Genomic DNA, 17,585 nt, shown 5'->3' with positions numbered 1-17,585 from the left:
TTACGAACGTTCTGCTACTTTTTCGATTGAATATCCCGCCCTTACTACGGCATCGATAATTTCACCAGGCCGGTCCTCATCAGCGACAACAGTTAAAACGGTGTTGGGTGGATTCAGATCTGCCTGCCAGTGGTCGACAAAATCCAGTTCATTCAGAAATGGGGTGACCGTCATGATGCAATGCTGGCAGGTCATATTGGTTTTGAATTTATAGGTATACATTCAGATCTTACTTTTTTTAAGTCTTAAACTATTCAGTACAACAGAAACAGAGCTAAAGGCCATCGCGGCTCCCGCAATCATCGGGTTCAGTAAAATCCCAAAGAAGGGGTACAGTAAACCTGCTGCCACAGGAATGGCAATTATATTATAGAAAAATGCCCAGAAAAGATTCTGGTGGATCGTTTTAATACTGGATTTGGATAAACGTATCGCCGAAACAACATTCCCAATTCCCTGACCTACGATGGTGATGGAAGCACTTTTGATTGCCACATCTGTGCCTGTACCCATCGCTATCCCAATATCAGCTCTGGCGAGCGCGGGTGCATCATTAATGCCGTCACCAACCATGGCCACAATGTTTCCTTCCTTTTGCAGCCCTGCTATATACTGTTCCTTGTCAGCAGGCAGAACCCCTGCACGTACATGGGTGATGCCACTTGCTTCAGCCATGTGCCGCGCAGCCATCTGATTGTCACCGGTGAGGAGATGAACCTCCAGCCCCATCCTGTGTAATTCATCGATATGTTTCCGGGTGTCAGGCCGCAACTGGTCCATTAATGAGATAACCCCCATTACCTCGGTTTCATTCGCCAGGTAAACGATCGTTGCACCTTTTTCGCCGTCGCTGATTACCTCGTTCATCCAGACATCTTTCGTAGATAAACCGACAGAATCCATGAGGGCAGCATTGCCCGTATAGTAGGTATCATTATTAAATGAACACTTTAATCCTTTTCCGGTAACAGATTGAAAATCAGTAATATTAATTTCATTATAATCATTGAAGTGCTCGATGATCGCTTTTGACAGTGGATGTTCGGAATGTGTCTCCATGGTCTTCCACACCGCTGCGCTGGAGGCATGATCTGTGCCGGGTTTAAAAGCCAGATTTTGCACGGAAATTTCACCGGTAGTAATGGTTCCTGTTTTATCAAGGACGACTGTATCAAGTTTGCCCGCAATTTCGAGAACAGAAGCATCACGGATCAGAATTCCATTCATTGCACCCTTGCCGATTCCTACCATAATGGCCGTAGGCGTTGCAAGACCGAGGGCGCACGGACAAGCGATGATCAAAACAGTAATGAGTATGATGATTCCATGCGTAATCCCGGGTTCGGGTCCGAATACCCACCAGGTAATACCTGCCAGTATTGCCAGGACGATAACCACCGGCACAAAAACCGCTGCGATCTTATCGACCATTTTTTGAACGGGGGGCTTGGTTGATTGGGCTTCTTCAACGAGTTTAATGATTCCTGAAAGCATGGTCTCGCCGGCGATCCCGGTGGTGAAAATGCGTAAATGACCGTTTTGATTAATGGTTCCCGCATATACTTCATCACCCTTTTCCTTCGCAACAGGCACAGGTTCTCCCGTGATCATACTTTCATCAACAAAGGAAGAACCCTTCCTCACCTTTCCATCGACGGGTATTCTTTCTCCCGGTTTTATGATAACAAGGTCCCCAACCATGCCTTCTGTTATGGCAATCCGCATTTCTTCACCATTCCGGATTACAGTCATCTCATTTGGCTGAAGACCCATTAAAGCCCGGATAGCTTCTGTGGTTCCTTTCTTAGCCCGTTCCTCCAGGTATCGCCCCAGAAGGATCAGGGTAATAATGATTACTGCAGATTCATAATAGACATGAACGGGCAGACCACGGTCTGCCAGGAAGGAAGGGAAAAAAGTATTGAATGCACTAAACAGGAATGCGATGCCTGTACTCAACGCTACCAGGGTATCCATGTTGGTAGAGCCGTGCCGCAAGCGGTTCAAGGCATTGACAAAGAATTCGCTGCCGCTGTATATCATTACCGGGAGTGACAGCAGTAACAGCAGGAAGTGCGAGCCCTGAAATACGTTTGGAAAAAACATGGAAAGAATAAAAACAGGTACTGAAAATAGCACAGCCACGATGAGTTTTCTTCTCAGGGTGATCATCCTCGACTTTTCCAGTGTTTCCAGCTCCTGCTTTCGCGCATTGTCTTTCCCTGTGATTATATGATATCCAATCTCCCGGGCCTTGTCATCCAGTATTTGCGGGTTTACCTGGTCGGCATCGTATTCGATTCGAAGTGATTTGCCCGCATAGTTGACCGAAACGTTCAGCACACCCTTCACATGACTGAGGTAGGACTCAAGACTTGTGGCACAGGATGCACAGGTCATCCCGTCAATAGCAAATTGTTCTTTCGTAGCCTTCATGATTACTATGTAAAAGTACGAAGAATGGCTGAGGACGGTCTTTCAGAATACTGATAATAGTTTACGAAATTTTGTCTAAATCTCGTCGAGCGAGGACCGGGGCGGATTTTGCAGCGCCTTGAAATCTGACGGCGTCATTCCGGTTTCCTTCTTGAACTGGGAGGAAAGATGCGACACGCTGCTATACTCGAGTTGGTCTGCAATTTCGGTAAGGGTTAGTTCCTCATAGGTAAGTAGTTCCTTCACTTTTTCAACTTTCAGCCGTATGATGTAACGTTCAATGGTGATACCTTCAACTGAGGAGAAGAGACGGCTCAGGTAGCTGTATTCGTGGTTAAATAAATCCGACAGGAATGAGCTGAAATTAATGTGAATGGGAGTATGCGATGAATGGATTTGTTTTAGTAACGCATTCTTGATGGCCGTTACCAACTTGGCATTTTTATCCTCCAGTAACTCAAAACCTTCATTCTTTAATGAAACAGCCAATTTTTCGTATTCGCCTTCCTGAAGCGGCCGATCGATGATCACCTTTCCGAGGTCAATCTGTTTCACCGGGATATCCAGATTCAAAAATGTCGATTTAACCGCTTGAATGCAGCGGGGGCAGACCATATTTTTAATTACCAATTCTGTTCCTTCGATCATAAGGTAAAGGTACGCATTAGAATTTACTCGGCATTCGGCCAGGTTCTGAATTCGCCAAAGATTCTGAATCACAAGGAATGTCCGTTTACTGCCTGGTTTTTGCGCAATGAATCATGTGCCGTATTCAATTTTAGTTGGCCATCAGAGGATCGTTTCAGGATTTTCAGTATCTTTTGAATACTTCAGGTATTGAGGCGATTCCTGATTTTTGTAACCATTGAACTAAAAACAACGAATTGCAAACCCGCAGAAATTACTCCATTACCCAAACGATATTGTGGTCATCAAAATACCTGGTGATCATGTTTATTTATTCCAGCGTCGTTGTTGCCCTCTATGAATTATTGGGTAAAGACTGGCTGAAGATTCCCTGGTTACCGATGTCGGTGATTGGTGTCGCTGTTGCATTCTTCCTGGGATTTAAAAACAACGCTTCATACGACCGACTGTGGGAAGCCCGAAAGATCTGGGGTGCGATCGTAAATACGAGCCGTTCCTGGGCAATTTCAGTGCGTGACCTTATTACCGACACCTTTACAGACGTGGATCAGGAAGAACTGGATCGTATTCATAAGGAGTTGGTGTATCGGCATATTGCATGGCTTACTGCTCTCCGGCATCAGCTTCGTGAAAGGAGACGATGGGAGCACAGGAATAAAGCGAAGGAGGAAGCCTATTTCAAGGGAGTTGTTCCTGAATACAGGATTTCCCTGGAGGATGATCTTGGCAGTCTGATTCCATCAAAGGAAAGGGAATCCATTATCAAAAGTGCCAACGCTGCAACCCAGCTCATTTCAAGACAGAGTGAGCGTCTGAAAGTTCTCAGAAAAGAAGGGCTTATCGACGAGTTCCGCCATATGAAGTTGCAGGACCTGTTAATAGATCTTTATACTCAGCAGGGTAAGAGTGAGCGGATCAAAAATTATCCCTTTCCCCGGCAATATGCCACCTACAATACCATCGCGGTCTGGATTTTTGCGTTTCTGCTTCCACTTGGAATGATCGATACCTTTCACGATGTCAATGTATGGCTGGCCATTCCTTTCAGTTCTTTGATCGGTTGGCTTTACTTTACAATGGAAATGATTGGTGATTACAGTGAGAATCCGTTTGAGGGCAGCTATAATGATATTCCTATAACTGCCCTCAGCCGGACTATTGAAATTGATTTACGGGAGATTCTTGGAGAGGAAGATCTTCCCGAACCGATCAAACCGGTGCATGATTTTCTCTATTAGGGGGTTGTTTCTCCGGTGCCCTTAAGGTAGGTGTCCAGGAATTCCAGTACCTTTTGCGAGGCTTCAATATTATTCTCCTTCTTCAGGAATCCGTGTCCTTCATCATCGAAGATTACATATTCTACCGGAACACCATTCGCCCGCGCCGCTTCAACAATCTCGTCCGATTCCACCTGTAGCACGCGAGGGTCATTTGATCCTTGTAATACGATAAAGGGTTTCGTTATATTTTCTGTATGGAAAAGCGGAGACTTGTTGTAGAGCATAACAGAATCAGCTACCGGGTCACCCATTTCCGTGTAGAGCGCTTCTTTGAAGGAAGTCCACCATGGTGGAATGCTTTTAAGTGTTCTTAGCCAGTTCGTAACACCGAAATAATTTACGCCTACTTCGAATTCCTCAGGAGCAAACGCAAGGGCAGCCATTACCATGTAGCCCCCGTAACTTCCACCAAGAATTCCAATCTTGTCGGCATTAATGTAATCGAGCTGAGCCAGAAACTTCTTCGATTCAACACAGTCCTGAAGGTCATCCTGACCATGTTTACGGTCATCTGCCTTAAAGAATGATTTGCCATAACCGGAACTACCCCGGTTATTCACTGCGAGAACCGCATAACCGTGATTCACCAGGTATTGCAAACTCGCCGAATAATTTAATCGGGTTTGTCCCCCCGGACCTCCATGTATCCAAAGGAGGGCAGGAACCTTATTTTCAGCGCTGGCTGTTTTAGGCTTGTAGAGCAGCGCGGGAATTTCCATTCCATCAAATGATTTGTACCGGATCACCTCCCCGGACACCAGGTTGTCAGGATTGATTTCCTGATTCATGGTATCGGTTAATTTTTTTAATTCCCCGGTTTCGAAATTATACAGGTACAGATTATTGGGTGATTTCGAGTTACTCGCGTAAAAAGTCATGTATTTTTCGCTTTCAGAAATATTTACCGATGTTAAATCACCTTCCGGAAGGTCGGGAAGTTCAACCAGTTTGCCGGTTTTGGTATTCAATATTTCCATTTTGGTACGCGCATCTTCGTTGATCGCCGTTACACGATAGGTGCCGCCATGTGACAGGTATGAATACCAGATATCCCAGTCTGCTTTTTGAATGACCGATGTGCTGCCGTCCTTGAGATTATACGATTTCAGATACATGAATTCGTTATCCTCGTCTGTCAGGTATATCAATTCAGACCCGTCTGAACTGAAGTACTGTGGCTGATATTGAACATCACCTTCATGTTCTGATAATAGCCGGGTTTCACCAGATTCCGTATCCAGGAGATACATGTTGCTGTTGTTTGTGGTAATGGTTTCCACCAGGGCTATATAACGCCCGTCGTCGGAAATGGACGATGGGTCGAGACCTTTAACATTTTCATAGATGATACTCGACTGGGAAACATTGTCTTCGCCAATCTCATCAACATTCACCTGGTACATGTCAAAAAAACGCGGATCCCGCTTATTGGAGACCAGGTAGAATTTCTGACGGTCATGGCTCCAACCACCGAACATCGATTTGGCCGTGCTGTCAGGAGTAAGTGTAAGGGTGGATCCATCCGGTTCGCGGATGAATACCTGTGTAAGCTCATTGCCTCCCTGATCACTTGAATAAATGATCCGGTCATCCTCCGGGAAATAACTCTGTCCGAAAATTGCATTGTCTTCTGAAGAGGTCACCTGGGTAATCTCTCCCGTTTCGATGGAAATTTCGTACGCGTTGAATACACCGGATTTATTGCTGTTGATTAATATTTTTGATTCGTCCGGTGAAAACGAACTTCCGTTGATCGACTCTACATCCATGAATTGCTCGATGGTATACAACGGAATGTCTGCTGCTTTTTCGGAATTCTCCGTTTTGCTGCAGGAGAATAGCAGTCCGAATAACAGAAAGAAATAAATGTGTGATTTCATATGAATGGATTGTTGGTTAAGTAGGTTGATAAGTTAATCAATTTGTATCAGATCATGCACTGTGCCGTATTTGAAAGTTGCCGACCGGGGATTGTTCCATATGATAAATCGCTACAATCGTAAGTTTCATTAGAGTATTTAAAGCGCTATATTATCTGCAAATCAATACTCAACCTAACTATGAAATCTCTATTTACACTTAACTGGTGGGTTTGGCTGCTGCGCGGACTCTTGTTTGTGGTTTTCGGAATCATCGCATTTGTAAGTCCGGTAGTTACCGCTGCAACCCTGGCAATTTGGTTTGCCGCCTTCCTTTTCATTGATGGGGTCTTTGCCCTGATTCACACTTTCCGGCACTGGAAAGATAATGACGACAAGTGGCTGATGTTTGCCGAGGCGGCTATCAGCATTGTACTGGGTATCCTGTTGATTCGAAATCCCAGTATTACCTTATTATATGTATCGCTGATGCTTGCTTTCTGGTTTATTTATTCGGGTGTCGTTAAGATCGGTCTGGCGATCCAGGTTCGAAAGGAAATAAAGGGGGAGGGCTGGCTCATTGCCGGAGGTGCAGTTTCAGTTATTTTGGGAATTGTGTTACTCGCCCGTCCTGATATGGCCATTGCAGGACTCATCGGTCTGTTGGCATTTTTTGCCATTGTCATGGGGATTCTGATGATCGTGATTTCATTCAAGATCAGGAAAGGAAGCAAATGGATTGAAAATAAAGTGGATCATGCGCGTGAAAAGATTGAAGACGCGCGTGAAGCATTTGAACAGAGGGGCCAGGGTTAAGACTTTAATTCAGGTTTGAAAGGGGCTGGCGTCTGCCGGCCCTTTTTTATTTGGCGGGCCAAAGGATCGTATACATTAGAGAAATACTCACATAGTCATTTTTTGGATATTCATAGGTCTCGCCGGGCAGGGCCTGTGGGAAATTATACGTGTAGTTAATGAAGAGATTCCAGTTTTTCTCACTAATTGATATGGCTGTATTCAGCGCGAAGTTCATAATGCCATAGGAATTGTCGGTTGTGATCAGGTTTGACTCATAATCATCGTAAATGTTTTGTATGTCATTGTTTGTGAAGCCTTTTTCCCGTAGAAACTGGTAGGCTCTCAGATCATAACCCTGGTATATAAAATAGCTCAACCGCAAAAATTCACGGTCGCTGAGGGGAGGATAGGAGCCTTCCTGCAATACCTTGTACAGGTCCTGCAGCGGAGTTTCCGACTGGCGATAATAAATTACGTCAGAATTGCCCCACTGAACGGTTGCCCCGGGAATAATGCTGACCCGATCAATAAATCCAACATTTTTCCAGCTGATTCGCCCGTTGAATATACCCACTAACCGGTTGGCTTTCTCCCTGCCATAGAGATAGCGGTAGTCAAGCCCTGCCTCCCAGTTTTTTCGCTGATAAAATACCGATGCACGCGCGGCTTTATCAAACAGGAATTCAATTTCTTTATCGTAGAGCATGAAATCGTGGCCGATACTAAGGGTCCAGTAATTGCTGAAATTATGCCAGTACCCCAGACCAATATTTGTCAGATAGTAGGTCGGGTTATATTCGCTGTTCCAGTATCCTGAAAAATCCGCGAACATTCCTGAAGGGTGAAAGTAGGAGAGACCGGTGTTGAATCCATGCTGATCAATTCCCAGATCCCTGCCGGCCGTAAGTACATTGCTCATATAACCGGCACGCATTCCAAGACTGTGATATTGGATATCCATCAGACGCATGAGGCTGTCAGCCTTTTCCAGTAAGCCAATCGGCAGATCTGCTTCTTCAAAAAGCACATCCAGTTCGTCGTACAGTGAATCCAGGGCAGACCGGTCCTGTGACATAGCCCAGAGGGGTATGAATACAAGAAGAACGCCTGTAAAAAAGGCGTTCCTCAGGGGGAATCGGTTTATTGTATTGTTCAACAATTATTGATTATCAATCTGATCCTTTCGGTTTTGCAGTCTCTGCTGCATTTCACGTCGTTTTTCCAAACGCTCAAGGAGCATCCGTCGGAAGTCATCCTCTGCCTTTCGGAGTGCCAGCAACTGTCGGCTTGTAATGATTTTTGTTAGCCGTTCGGAATAGGTCTTCTCCATTCCGAGTTGCTGTTCCTTCATTTTCATCCCGAGTTCAAGAAGTCGCTGACTTTCTTCCTCTGTCAGGTCCTGCCGGCGAACATTTCCGCGTGCCTGTTGATATTCCTGGCGGAGACCATTCATCTTTTCCTGATATTCCCGATAGATCGGCCAGAATTTTTCGGCCTGATCTGGTGTCAGTTCAAGGCGTTCAGTGATCAGCGCTATTCGGGCGCTTTCAATTTTTTGCCGTGCTGCTTCGTCCTGCGCTACCAATCCGGTAGTGAAAAAAACAGCAAGTATAAGAGTGAATAAATATTTCATTTTCGTGCATTATTAAGTTTATAACTTATTGCTATCTAAGTCATAAAGACTATATTCTTCAAGCAATACATCAATTTCTTCGATCGTTAATTCAAGCGGATTCACCGTTTGCAGACTATCTGCCTCTGAAAGAGTAAATGAGGCAGCGTCCATGATTTCGTCGGCAGTAAGATCACTGAAGGCCAGGTAATCCACAATTGCATCGTCAGGGATGTCGGCCAGGATTTCTTCTGCGGTTGGGGCGGCATCCTGGTTGGTATTCAGGATAAAGAAAATCGCCAAAATTGAAATGGAAGCTGCCACGGCGTATTTAATCCATGTATTTATTTTGATCACCTTAGGGTTCGCTTCCTTCTTCTGCTCTTCCTCCACCCGGGCCATAATCCTGTCCTCGAGACTATTGAAATAGCCTTCAGGAACATTGAATGGCTGTTTTTTGTCAATATCGTTTAAGTCTTTTTTCATATCCTGCTTATTAGATGCTTTTCCCGGTTAATGGTTTAATCCCGCCTTTAAAGAATTTTCAATTTTTTTCACGGCATGATGATAACTGGCCTTCAGACCCCCCACGGAACCACCCATGATATTAGCCATTTCCTCATATGGAACTTCATCATAATATTTCATTATAAATACTGCCTTCTGCTTCTCAGGCAGTAATGCAATGGCCTTCTGCAGCTGAAACTGCACTTCATCTGCATCCAGTGATAATTCTGATTTCAATTTACGTTCGATCATGTTATCCTCTTCGTCAATTGGAATGAGTTGTTGCCGTTTCTTTTTACGAAGAAATTGCAGGGCTTCATTCACCGCGATCCGGTAGATCCATGTAAACAATTGAGATTCGCCATTAAAACTGTCGCGTTTTTGCCAAACCTTGACAAATACCTCCTGTACAAGATCATCCGTATCATCATGGTCAATGACCATTTTACGGATCACGTGGTACACACGTTCCTGGTGTGCACGAACGATCTCTCGAAAATTCTCGGTGGATATCGCGTTATACAAAAGTCTTAATTCTGGCCTAACATAAAAAATGGGTGCCGGTTAACTCCCGGCACCTCAAAAAACGCTCTCTGATAGATACTTATTCTTCGGTAATGGTAAACTCTCTTCCGTTGATTATAACGGTGATTGTATTATCGCAGATATCATCACCATAAAGAATAGTTCGTATACGTTCCTTGCTGAAGTTCTCATTTTTTCGGATCATTTCTATGATTCCGGCAGTCCGAAGGAACCCTCCCTGGGCTCTGCAAGCGAAACGGGCAATTACGGGTTCGGTGATCGTGTGGGTAAAGCGAACGCCGCGTGTTGATGTTCCCTCATATCCACCTGTAATCCGGATCACATTGGTTAAAGGATCCCCGTCACCCTCGCCTTCAATCCATTCTCTGAGTGTGCTGCCGTTTACAGTTACTGAATTTCCGTCAGGATAGGTTACTGTATACCCTACGAGTGCACGTGTTGCAGTAAGAAATCCTTCTTCACTGCGGTTAAAATTCCTTAGTTCAATTGTTCCGGAGATCTGACGATTGTTCACAACATAATTATCGAATGAGATTACCCTGTTGGCCATTTGATCATTGAACTCCCCTCCATAGGAAATAATGATTTTCCCACTGCGTGTCCGTCCGAAAGGTCCGATGCATTCCTCACCAAAATCTATGATGACCTGCTGGTTCTCTGCATCGCGGGTTACCACAGCACATTCAGGCAGGTGGTGATTTGACGTTTTCCCTCCGGAAATACTTGCTTCGGTAACGAGTTCAACCATTTCCAGGTCTTCGTCGGCTAACGTGTTGGTGAAACTTGCTTCTGAAACGATTTCCAGATCTTCTGCGCTGGTATCGGCCTGCACGGCATCTTCGTCGTTGTTACACGCAGTGAAGTAAGTTGCCGTAAGTAAGATGGCTATCAGGCGAAATGTGTGATTAACTGACTTTTTCATAATTTCTTTGTTTGATTTGGGTCTTTGATGCAGCCCGCAAACAAAGGTTTAATGAAAGCCTGAAAAAAATTATATGGTACCCGTCAGAACCCAGAGGTTTGGTTCCAGTTCAGACAGGATCTCAGTGTGAGAGTCGGTTTCCTTTCCAATCCGTATTTCCATCCTCCGGAATGTTTTGGGCCATTTTTCGTCGTCAGAAGCCAGTATATATGCCTGGTCACCTGATCTGCGAATGGCTTGTGCAGGCAATGATGGTTTGATCTCTTCGGAGATTAGTATGTCTGCCTCGATATACATGCCGGGTGTTAATTTTTCCTCATCAGATTCATTATTCAGGTGGGCATGTACCAGTGCAATCCTGTTATCCCCGCTAATATTTTTGCCTACCAGGTAAACGGAAGCATGGTAGGTAGTCGTATCACCCGCAGAGGGAAGCCTCATGCGGATTGGCTGTCCGATACTGATATTAGTAAGGTCCTTTTCAAATACCTGCAGTTCCAGGTGAATGTGATCTGAATTCACAATGCTGACCGCTGGTTGAGCAGGGGGCAGGTATTGGCCGATTACTGCCTGTACTTCGGTGATATGACCGGAAATGGGTGACCGAAGATGAACGACGGGTGTGAATTTTCCGCTGGTTACATCAGAGACGGAGATACCCAGCATGGTTAGTTTCTGCCGGAGAGCTTCCAGCCGGGCACGTGCATTTAAGTATTCTGATTCTGCTTTCAGGAAAGATTTTTTAGAAGTGATATTTTCATCCATGAGCGTCTTTTGTCTTTCATAATCATCTGATAGATAGGTCATTTGATCAAGTGTGCTCAAGTATTCTTGTTGCATTTCCAGGTATTCCGGGTTTTCAAGGGACATCAGAATCTCTCCCTTTTTAATTGTTTGCCCCGGGATTAATTCCAGCCTTTTTACATAACCGCCGTAGAAGGCGCTAACCGACGCACGGCCTTCCGGTGGAACATCGATATAGCCATTAACGCGAACGTAATTCCCAAAATTGAAATTATCAGGCTGTACTATTTTAAGGTTACGTGCGGCAAGTTGTTCTTCATTGAATGAGAGATCCTGAGTTGCCGGAATTATTCCCGCTGGTTCGCTCTTCGCCGGCTCCCCGTTTTGAGGTCCGCAAGATGCCAGGATTAGTATAAATAATAACGTTCCGTATTTCATGGTTTGTTAGTAAGGTATTGTAATTCAACAGCCGTCAGGTTATAATTCAGCAGGCTTTCAAGGTAGGTCATCTCAATGCGAACTGCATTGTCAATGCTTTGAATAAACTGAAAATAATCAATCTCGCCTTCCTGAAAGCTTCTTTCCGAGGCTCTGATTATCTCTCTTGACAGCGTTTGTCCGTTGTTTTCGTAGTAATCCAGTGATTCCTGGATCTGGGCCAGTTTATTTTGAAGTATTTTCTGCTGTGATTCCAGTCCGATCAAATAATTTTCTTTCTGTCGTGAATAAATGTTCTGCTGGATTCTTCCTGCACGGATCTGGCCCTTCTGCGTGCCGTAGAGCAATGGAACTGCGATACCTACTTCAAAGCCCTGATAAACCTTTGACTCCGGCTGATTATTCGTTCCCTGAAAATAGGATAGCTGCAAGTCGGGAAGAAGCTGATTCCGGGCGGTACGGGTTTGCCAGTCGGCCATTTCCTCATATGCATTCCAAATCTCGACTCCGGGATGAATCGAAAATTCAGCGGATTGGGGTGGTACTGTTTTCCTGAAACTGTCATCGGGGATACCGATAAGGCTGTCGGATTGGATACGGGTCTGAAGTTCGAGCCGGGCCGAGGCCAGTTCCTGACGGTTCTTGTTCATCATCAGTTCAACTTCTTTCATCTTCGCTTCTGCCGTAATCCGTTCCAGGTAATTGCTCTCGCCTGTTTCAAATCTTCTGCGGGCAGCTGTTGAGAAATTACGGTAGAGGCTGTCGAGGTAGACAAAACGTTTCTGGAGTTCGGAATAATATCCCAGTTGATGAAAAGCCCTGGAAACCTGTTTCTTCAGTTCGAATTCGCGCAATGTATATTCATGCCGGGTTAAGGAAACGTTTGCCATTAGTGCCTGCTTACTGGCATTATATACCGTTGGGAATGCAAAGGATTGCCGAACACCCCATACGCGTACCGGGAAACCATTCTCGGCGATGTTATTTTCATCGTAATGGTAGAACAGGCCTGTTTTATCCCAGTTGTACCCCTGGCGAACCAGTTCTTCCTGCCGGTCGACTTCAAGAGCACCGGCCCGAAGACTGGCATTATTCTGTATAGCAAGGTCAATGATTTCGGGCAGATCGAGGATGACGCTGTCCTGTTGCGCGGCAAGGGGTGCAGATACGGAAATTATCAATATCAGGATAAAGGTACAAGAGATCTGTTTATTCATGGGTATCCTGAGGTTTATGAAAATAGGAGTAAAGAATTGGAAGAACAACAAGCGTAAGCATGGTTGCGGAGATCAATCCACCGATTACTACAGTCGCTAGCGGACGTTGCACCTCGGCGCCGGCAGACCCTGAAACAGCCATCGGCAGAAATCCAAGTGCAGCAGCCGATGCTGTAAGCAATACAGGCCGTAAGCGCTCCCTGGTTCCCTTGATGATTCGTTTCCGCAGATCACTGTGGCCGTCATCCTTAAGTTTTTTAAAATGCTCAATAAGAACAATACCATTCAAAACTGCTATACCAAACAAAGCAATGAACCCGATACCTGCGCTGATACTAAAGGGCATGCCACGTATCCAGAGCAAAAGAACTCCACCAACAGCAGAAAGGGGTATGGCGCTGTAAACCATTAAGGCATCTCGCAGGGAATTGAAGGCAAGGTATAACAGGATAAAAATCAAGAGCAGGGCAACGGGAACAGCAATCATTAAACGTGCGCGCGCTGAACGCAGGTTCTCAAACTGTCCCCCGTAAGTGACAGAATATCCTACGGGTAATTGAACATTCGCATCTATGATACCGCTCACTTCCTCCACGACAGATTCCAGGTCCCTGTTTCGTACATTTACGCCGACTACAATCCGTCGCCGTGTGTTGTCCCTGGAAATTTTGGCCGGACCTGTCGCATAATCAATGGTGGCAAGCTCGCGTAAAGGTATTTGTCCGCCCGAAGGAAGCGGAACATATAAATTCCGCAGGTTATCAATATCCTTCCGGAAGGTTTGCTGAAAGCGGATCACCAGGTCGAATTGTTTTTCTCCCTCATAAACGCTTCCGGCCGTTAATCCCGCAAAACTTAGGGCAACCATTTGATTCAGGTCAGAAATATTCAATCCATACTGCGCGATCTTTGTTCGGTAATACCGGACGGTCATTTGCGGAAGGCCTACGACCTTTTCCGTTGTGATATCCGAAGCTCCTTCTACATTCTCTATCAGGCTTTCAACTTTTTGGGCCAGTTCATTCAGCACATCCATTTCCTCACCGAATATTTTAATGGCCAGATCGGCCCTAACCCCGGTTATAAGCTCATTGAAACGCATTTCGATGGGTTGGGTGAACTCATAATCGATTCCTGGCAAAGCCGATAAGGCCTCCTTAAATGATTCGGCAAGCCCATCTTTGGTATCGGCCGTTACCCAATTCTCTTTCGGAAGCAGTGTAATGATAACATCACATTCTTCCATTGACATCGGATCGGTGGGAACCTCAGCGGCTCCGATTCGGGTGACAACCTGATCCACTTCGGGGAATTGCCGGAGAATATTTTCAATGTCGGTCATAATCTCCACCGTCCGTTCCAGGGACGTGCCTGTTTTCAGTACGGGCTGGATCACAAAATCCCCTTCATCCAGTGTAGGTACAAATTCACCGCCCATGGTAGAGAAGATGAAGCCGGTAGCAACCAATGCTGCTGAAGCAGCTGCCAGTACCAGTTTCCGGTTTTTAAGTGAAAAAGTAATCACAGGCTCATACTGCCGTTGTATCCAGTGGATAAGTCGCCTTGAAATATTTTTATCTGTTTGTTTGCCGGGTCGGATGAACAACGACGACATGACCGGTACATACGTAAAACAGAGCAACATGGTGCCAATAAGCGCAAAACTGAAGGTAAGGGCCATCGGGCGGAACATTTTGCCCTCAACACCCGAAAGCGAAAGGATGGGAATAAAAACAATTATAATGATCAGCTGACCGAAAATCGCAGAATTCATCAGTCGTGAAGTGGCATTATACGTCACATCATCCATCGCGACGCGACGGTCGGCCTTATTTAAACCAGTAAGCTGATCAGAATTCTGGGCAATTCGAAATGCAATATATTCCACAATAATGACGGCCCCATCGATGATAATTCCGAAGTCAATGGCTCCAAGGCTCATCAGGTTTGCATCCACGCCAAAAATGAACATCATTCCCAGTGCGAATAACAGGCTTAACGGAATAATGGAGGCTACGATCAAACCTGATCTGAGATTACCCAGCAGGAGGACCACTACAAAAATTACAATCAAACAACCGAGTACCAGGTTTTCGATGATCGTATGGGTGGTTTTTTCTATCAGGACACTGCGTTCCAGGAATGGATTGATAAAAATCCCCGGAGGAAGATTATCCTGAATTTCAGCAACCCGCTCCTTAACACGCCCGATAACCGCTTTTGAGTTGGCATCTTTCAGCATCATAACCTGACCAAGAACTTTTTCACCCTCTCCATTGCCGGTAATGGCCCCAAAGCGAATAGCATTGCCATAACCTACCTCTGCGATATCATGGATATATACAGGATTACCAGCGCGCATGGTAACGACGATGTTGTTGATGTCATTCAGAGATTCTATCTGGCCTTCGCCACGGATAAAATAACTTTCTCCGCCCTTTTCAATATACCCGCCACCAGCGACGCTGTTGTTCTTTTGAAGCACACTAAATACTTCCAGCAAGCTGATATTCATCGACCTGAGCCGTTCCGGATTTATGGCCACCTCATATTGCTTCAGGTAACCTCCCCAGGTATTGATCTCAACCACGCCGGGTATTCCGGACAATTGCCGCTTTACGATCCAGTCCTGTATTGTTCGCAGGTCGGTAATGGAATACTGATCCTTGTATTCAGGTTCAACGTCCAGCACGTATTGATAAATTTCTCCCAGACCCGTTGTTACAGGTCCCATTTCAGGCGTTCCGAAACCACTGGGAATTATGGATTCTGCATTCTTAAGCTTTTCTGCGATTAACTGGCGCGGCAGATATGTATCCATATCATCATCGAATACAACTGTAACGACCGACAAACCAAATTTTGAAATAGAACGAATTTCCTTTACACCGGGCAAATTGGCCATTTCAAGTTCGACAGGGTAGGTTACGTATTTTTCAATGTCCTCCGTTGAAAGGCTTCTTGAAGTTGTAATTACCTGAACCTGGTTATTGGTCACATCCGGCACCGCACCAATTGGAATATTGTATATGGCGTAAAGTCCAAATCCCAAAATACCCGATATCATTAAAAATATCAGAAGTTTGTTTTTAAGACTGAAGCGTATTATTGAGTCGAGCATGTGGCGTAATTAGATCATAAAATTATAATATGAGCGTTGTCAATGGCCTTATTAATGCTTAAAGCTTTCTTAATTTTCACTTTCATTAAATATTAGTGTAAAGGAAATTGCATCAGCGCTGTCAAATTTTGGCTCAATTTCGATTTGCAAAACATCACAGACCTTTTTGGTAATCGATAATCCCAGTCCTTGTCCCGGACGGTGTTTTTTCTGGTGGGTAATGTTCCCGCGAAAAAAGGGTTGGAAGATATGTTCGCGATCCTCCATGGCAATTGAATTTCCTGAATTCCTGATACAGATGAAGGGTAGATCGTTCTTCCTTCCAATCACTATACTGATCTCCTCACCGGTTTCGGAATATTTTACGGCATTGGAAATCAGATTGTCCATGGCAATCTGAAGCAATGTGGGATCGGAAGTGACCGTGACCTGATCAGGGTCTGAAATTCTGATGGAGAGATTTGAGTTTTCAATTTCTGTTCTGAAGTGGAGGATACTTTCATCAACAATCTCATTCAATAGCACCGGATGCTTCTTAACCGATGTTGTCATGTTGTCAAACCGGGCCAGCAGGAGGAGCTGTTCCACCATGACGGACATGCGATCAACTTCATTGATCATTTCCGATATTTTTACCTGATATTCTTCGCTCGTCCGTGGTTTTCGGACCAATACTTCCAATGTTCCTTTCATAACAGAGAGAGGTGTTCGCAACTCATGAGAAGCATCCGAAGTAAATTGTTTTTCCCGGATCACAGCGCCTTCAATCCGGTCCAGGAGATCATTGATCGAATTGGTTAATGTATAAATCTCGTCGCGTGACTTTGGCAGTGGAATGCGCTCGTTTAGCTTTTTACGTGTAATCCGGTCTGCGGTACTTGTAATAGTCTGCACAGGCTCAATGCTTTTTCCAGCCAGCATGCGCGTGCTGAAAAACAGAAAAAGGAGAATAAGCGGGTAGGAGGTGAGTAAGATCCTTTTCAGACTGGATAAAACAAGCTGTGCATCTTCCAGTGGGATGGCCGCGATCAGATAGCCGGTTTCATTTCCGTCCTTTTCCAAAGGAATATACACCTGTCGGATGGGTTTGCCCTGAAGACTTGCACTGTGATGCTCATATGCTGGAATTTCCGTTCGAAGTGTTAATGAATCAGTTTTAAGATTGGGTGACTTATCGGTTATTGATTTCGTATCATCCAGTAATTGAATAAATACAGGATTAACCTGTACTTCGCGGTGTTCCCGTTCTTCCCATTCTGCTTTATTGATGAAGACTACCTGGTTATCTACGTACATCACCTCTTTCTCGTGTTTCCGGGCTTCGTATTCCAGGTCATTATCCAGGTGCTCATATACATTAATTCGAACTATCATGTAAACCATCGCGAAGACAAGTGCCATTATTAACGCGGTGGCGAGTAAGAAATTAAATGCAATCCTGTTTCTGTATGACATAC

At 45.0% G+C, this 17,585-nt stretch carries 15 protein-coding genes; 2 read left to right on the top strand and 13 right to left on the bottom strand.

Annotated elements, in window-relative coordinates:
- The 3 genes from LDX50_RS19195 to LDX50_RS19185 form a co-directional block, all read right to left on the bottom strand.
- Nucleotides 1-222: a heavy-metal-associated domain-containing protein gene (locus tag LDX50_RS19195; protein WP_225697822.1), complete on the bottom strand. Its 222-nt coding sequence runs from the start codon at nt 220-222 to the stop codon at nt 1-3.
- On the bottom strand, nt 223-2,436 hold the full coding sequence (locus LDX50_RS19190) for a heavy metal translocating P-type ATPase (RefSeq protein ID WP_225697821.1): 2,214 nt from the start codon (nt 2,434-2,436) through the stop codon (nt 223-225). It lies immediately after the preceding gene.
- 75 nt (nt 2,437-2,511) lie between these two features.
- Nucleotides 2,512-3,084 carry a helix-turn-helix domain-containing protein gene (locus LDX50_RS19185; protein WP_225697820.1) on the bottom strand — a complete coding sequence of 191 codons (573 nt, stop codon included), beginning with the start codon at nt 3,082-3,084 and terminating at the stop codon, nt 2,512-2,514.
- Nucleotides 3,085-3,320: 236 nt separating this feature from the next.
- Here LDX50_RS19185 and LDX50_RS19180 point away from each other — a divergent pair, with 236 nt between their 5' ends.
- Nucleotides 3,321-4,322: a bestrophin family protein gene (locus tag LDX50_RS19180; protein ID WP_225697819.1), complete on the top strand. Its 1,002-nt coding sequence runs from the start codon at nt 3,321-3,323 to the stop codon at nt 4,320-4,322.
- Here LDX50_RS19180 and LDX50_RS19175 read toward each other — a convergent pair.
- The gene (locus tag LDX50_RS19175) at nt 4,319-6,244 is read right to left on the bottom strand and encodes a S9 family peptidase (RefSeq protein WP_225697818.1); all 1,926 of its coding nucleotides are present in this window, start codon (nt 6,242-6,244) and stop codon (nt 4,319-4,321) included. The genes LDX50_RS19180 and LDX50_RS19175 overlap by 4 nt on opposite strands.
- A 180-nt stretch (nt 6,245-6,424) precedes the next feature.
- Here LDX50_RS19175 and LDX50_RS19170 point away from each other — a divergent pair, with 180 nt between their 5' ends.
- Nucleotides 6,425-7,039, top strand: a complete 615-nt coding sequence (locus LDX50_RS19170; RefSeq protein WP_225697817.1) for an HdeD family acid-resistance protein — start codon at nt 6,425-6,427, stop codon at nt 7,037-7,039.
- Between the two features lie 46 nt (nt 7,040-7,085).
- On the opposite strand, the gene LDX50_RS19165 is transcribed toward LDX50_RS19170, so the two are convergent.
- The 9 genes from LDX50_RS19165 to LDX50_RS19125 all read right to left on the bottom strand — a co-directional run bounded on the left by LDX50_RS19165 (nt 7,086) and on the right by LDX50_RS19125 (nt 17,583).
- A complete protein-coding gene (locus tag LDX50_RS19165) occupies nt 7,086-8,177 on the bottom strand; it encodes a hypothetical protein (RefSeq protein WP_225697816.1) in 1,092 nt (363 codons plus the stop codon).
- A gap of 3 nt (nt 8,178-8,180) precedes the next feature.
- Nucleotides 8,181-8,654 carry a Spy/CpxP family protein refolding chaperone gene (locus tag LDX50_RS19160; RefSeq protein WP_225697815.1) on the bottom strand — a complete coding sequence of 158 codons (474 nt, stop codon included), beginning with the start codon at nt 8,652-8,654 and terminating at the stop codon, nt 8,181-8,183.
- A gap of 18 nt (nt 8,655-8,672) precedes the next feature.
- A complete protein-coding gene (locus LDX50_RS19155) occupies nt 8,673-9,119 on the bottom strand; it encodes a hypothetical protein (protein WP_225697814.1) in 447 nt (148 codons plus the stop codon).
- Between the two features lie 27 nt (nt 9,120-9,146).
- Nucleotides 9,147-9,665, bottom strand: coding sequence for an RNA polymerase sigma factor (locus LDX50_RS19150; RefSeq protein WP_225697813.1), 519 nt, complete (start codon nt 9,663-9,665; stop codon nt 9,147-9,149).
- Between the two features lie 79 nt (nt 9,666-9,744).
- Nucleotides 9,745-10,608, bottom strand: a complete 864-nt coding sequence (locus LDX50_RS19145) for a hypothetical protein (protein ID WP_225697812.1) — start codon at nt 10,606-10,608, stop codon at nt 9,745-9,747.
- A 69-nt stretch (nt 10,609-10,677) separates the two neighbouring features.
- Nucleotides 10,678-11,790 (bottom strand): efflux RND transporter periplasmic adaptor subunit, encoded by a 1,113-nt coding sequence (locus LDX50_RS19140; RefSeq protein WP_225697811.1) that lies wholly within the window; start codon nt 11,788-11,790, stop codon nt 10,678-10,680.
- Nucleotides 11,787-13,007 carry a TolC family protein gene (locus LDX50_RS19135; RefSeq protein ID WP_225697810.1) on the bottom strand — a complete coding sequence of 407 codons (1,221 nt, stop codon included), beginning with the start codon at nt 13,005-13,007 and terminating at the stop codon, nt 11,787-11,789. Before LDX50_RS19135 ends, LDX50_RS19140 begins: the two co-directional genes overlap by 4 nt.
- Nucleotides 13,000-16,128 carry an efflux RND transporter permease subunit gene (locus LDX50_RS19130; protein WP_225697809.1) on the bottom strand — a complete coding sequence of 1,043 codons (3,129 nt, stop codon included), beginning with the start codon at nt 16,126-16,128 and terminating at the stop codon, nt 13,000-13,002. The genes LDX50_RS19135 and LDX50_RS19130 overlap by 8 nt, the downstream gene beginning before the upstream one ends.
- A 69-nt stretch (nt 16,129-16,197) precedes the next feature.
- Nucleotides 16,198-17,583 (bottom strand): sensor histidine kinase, encoded by a 1,386-nt coding sequence (locus LDX50_RS19125; protein WP_225697808.1) that lies wholly within the window; start codon nt 17,581-17,583, stop codon nt 16,198-16,200.
- Nucleotides 17,584-17,585: the final 2 nt, after the last annotated feature.

It is taken from the genome of Fulvivirga sedimenti, from assembly GCF_020328055.1.
The sequence above is the reverse complement of the archived record's forward strand: the minus strand, read 5'-3'. Positions and strand labels throughout refer to the sequence as shown.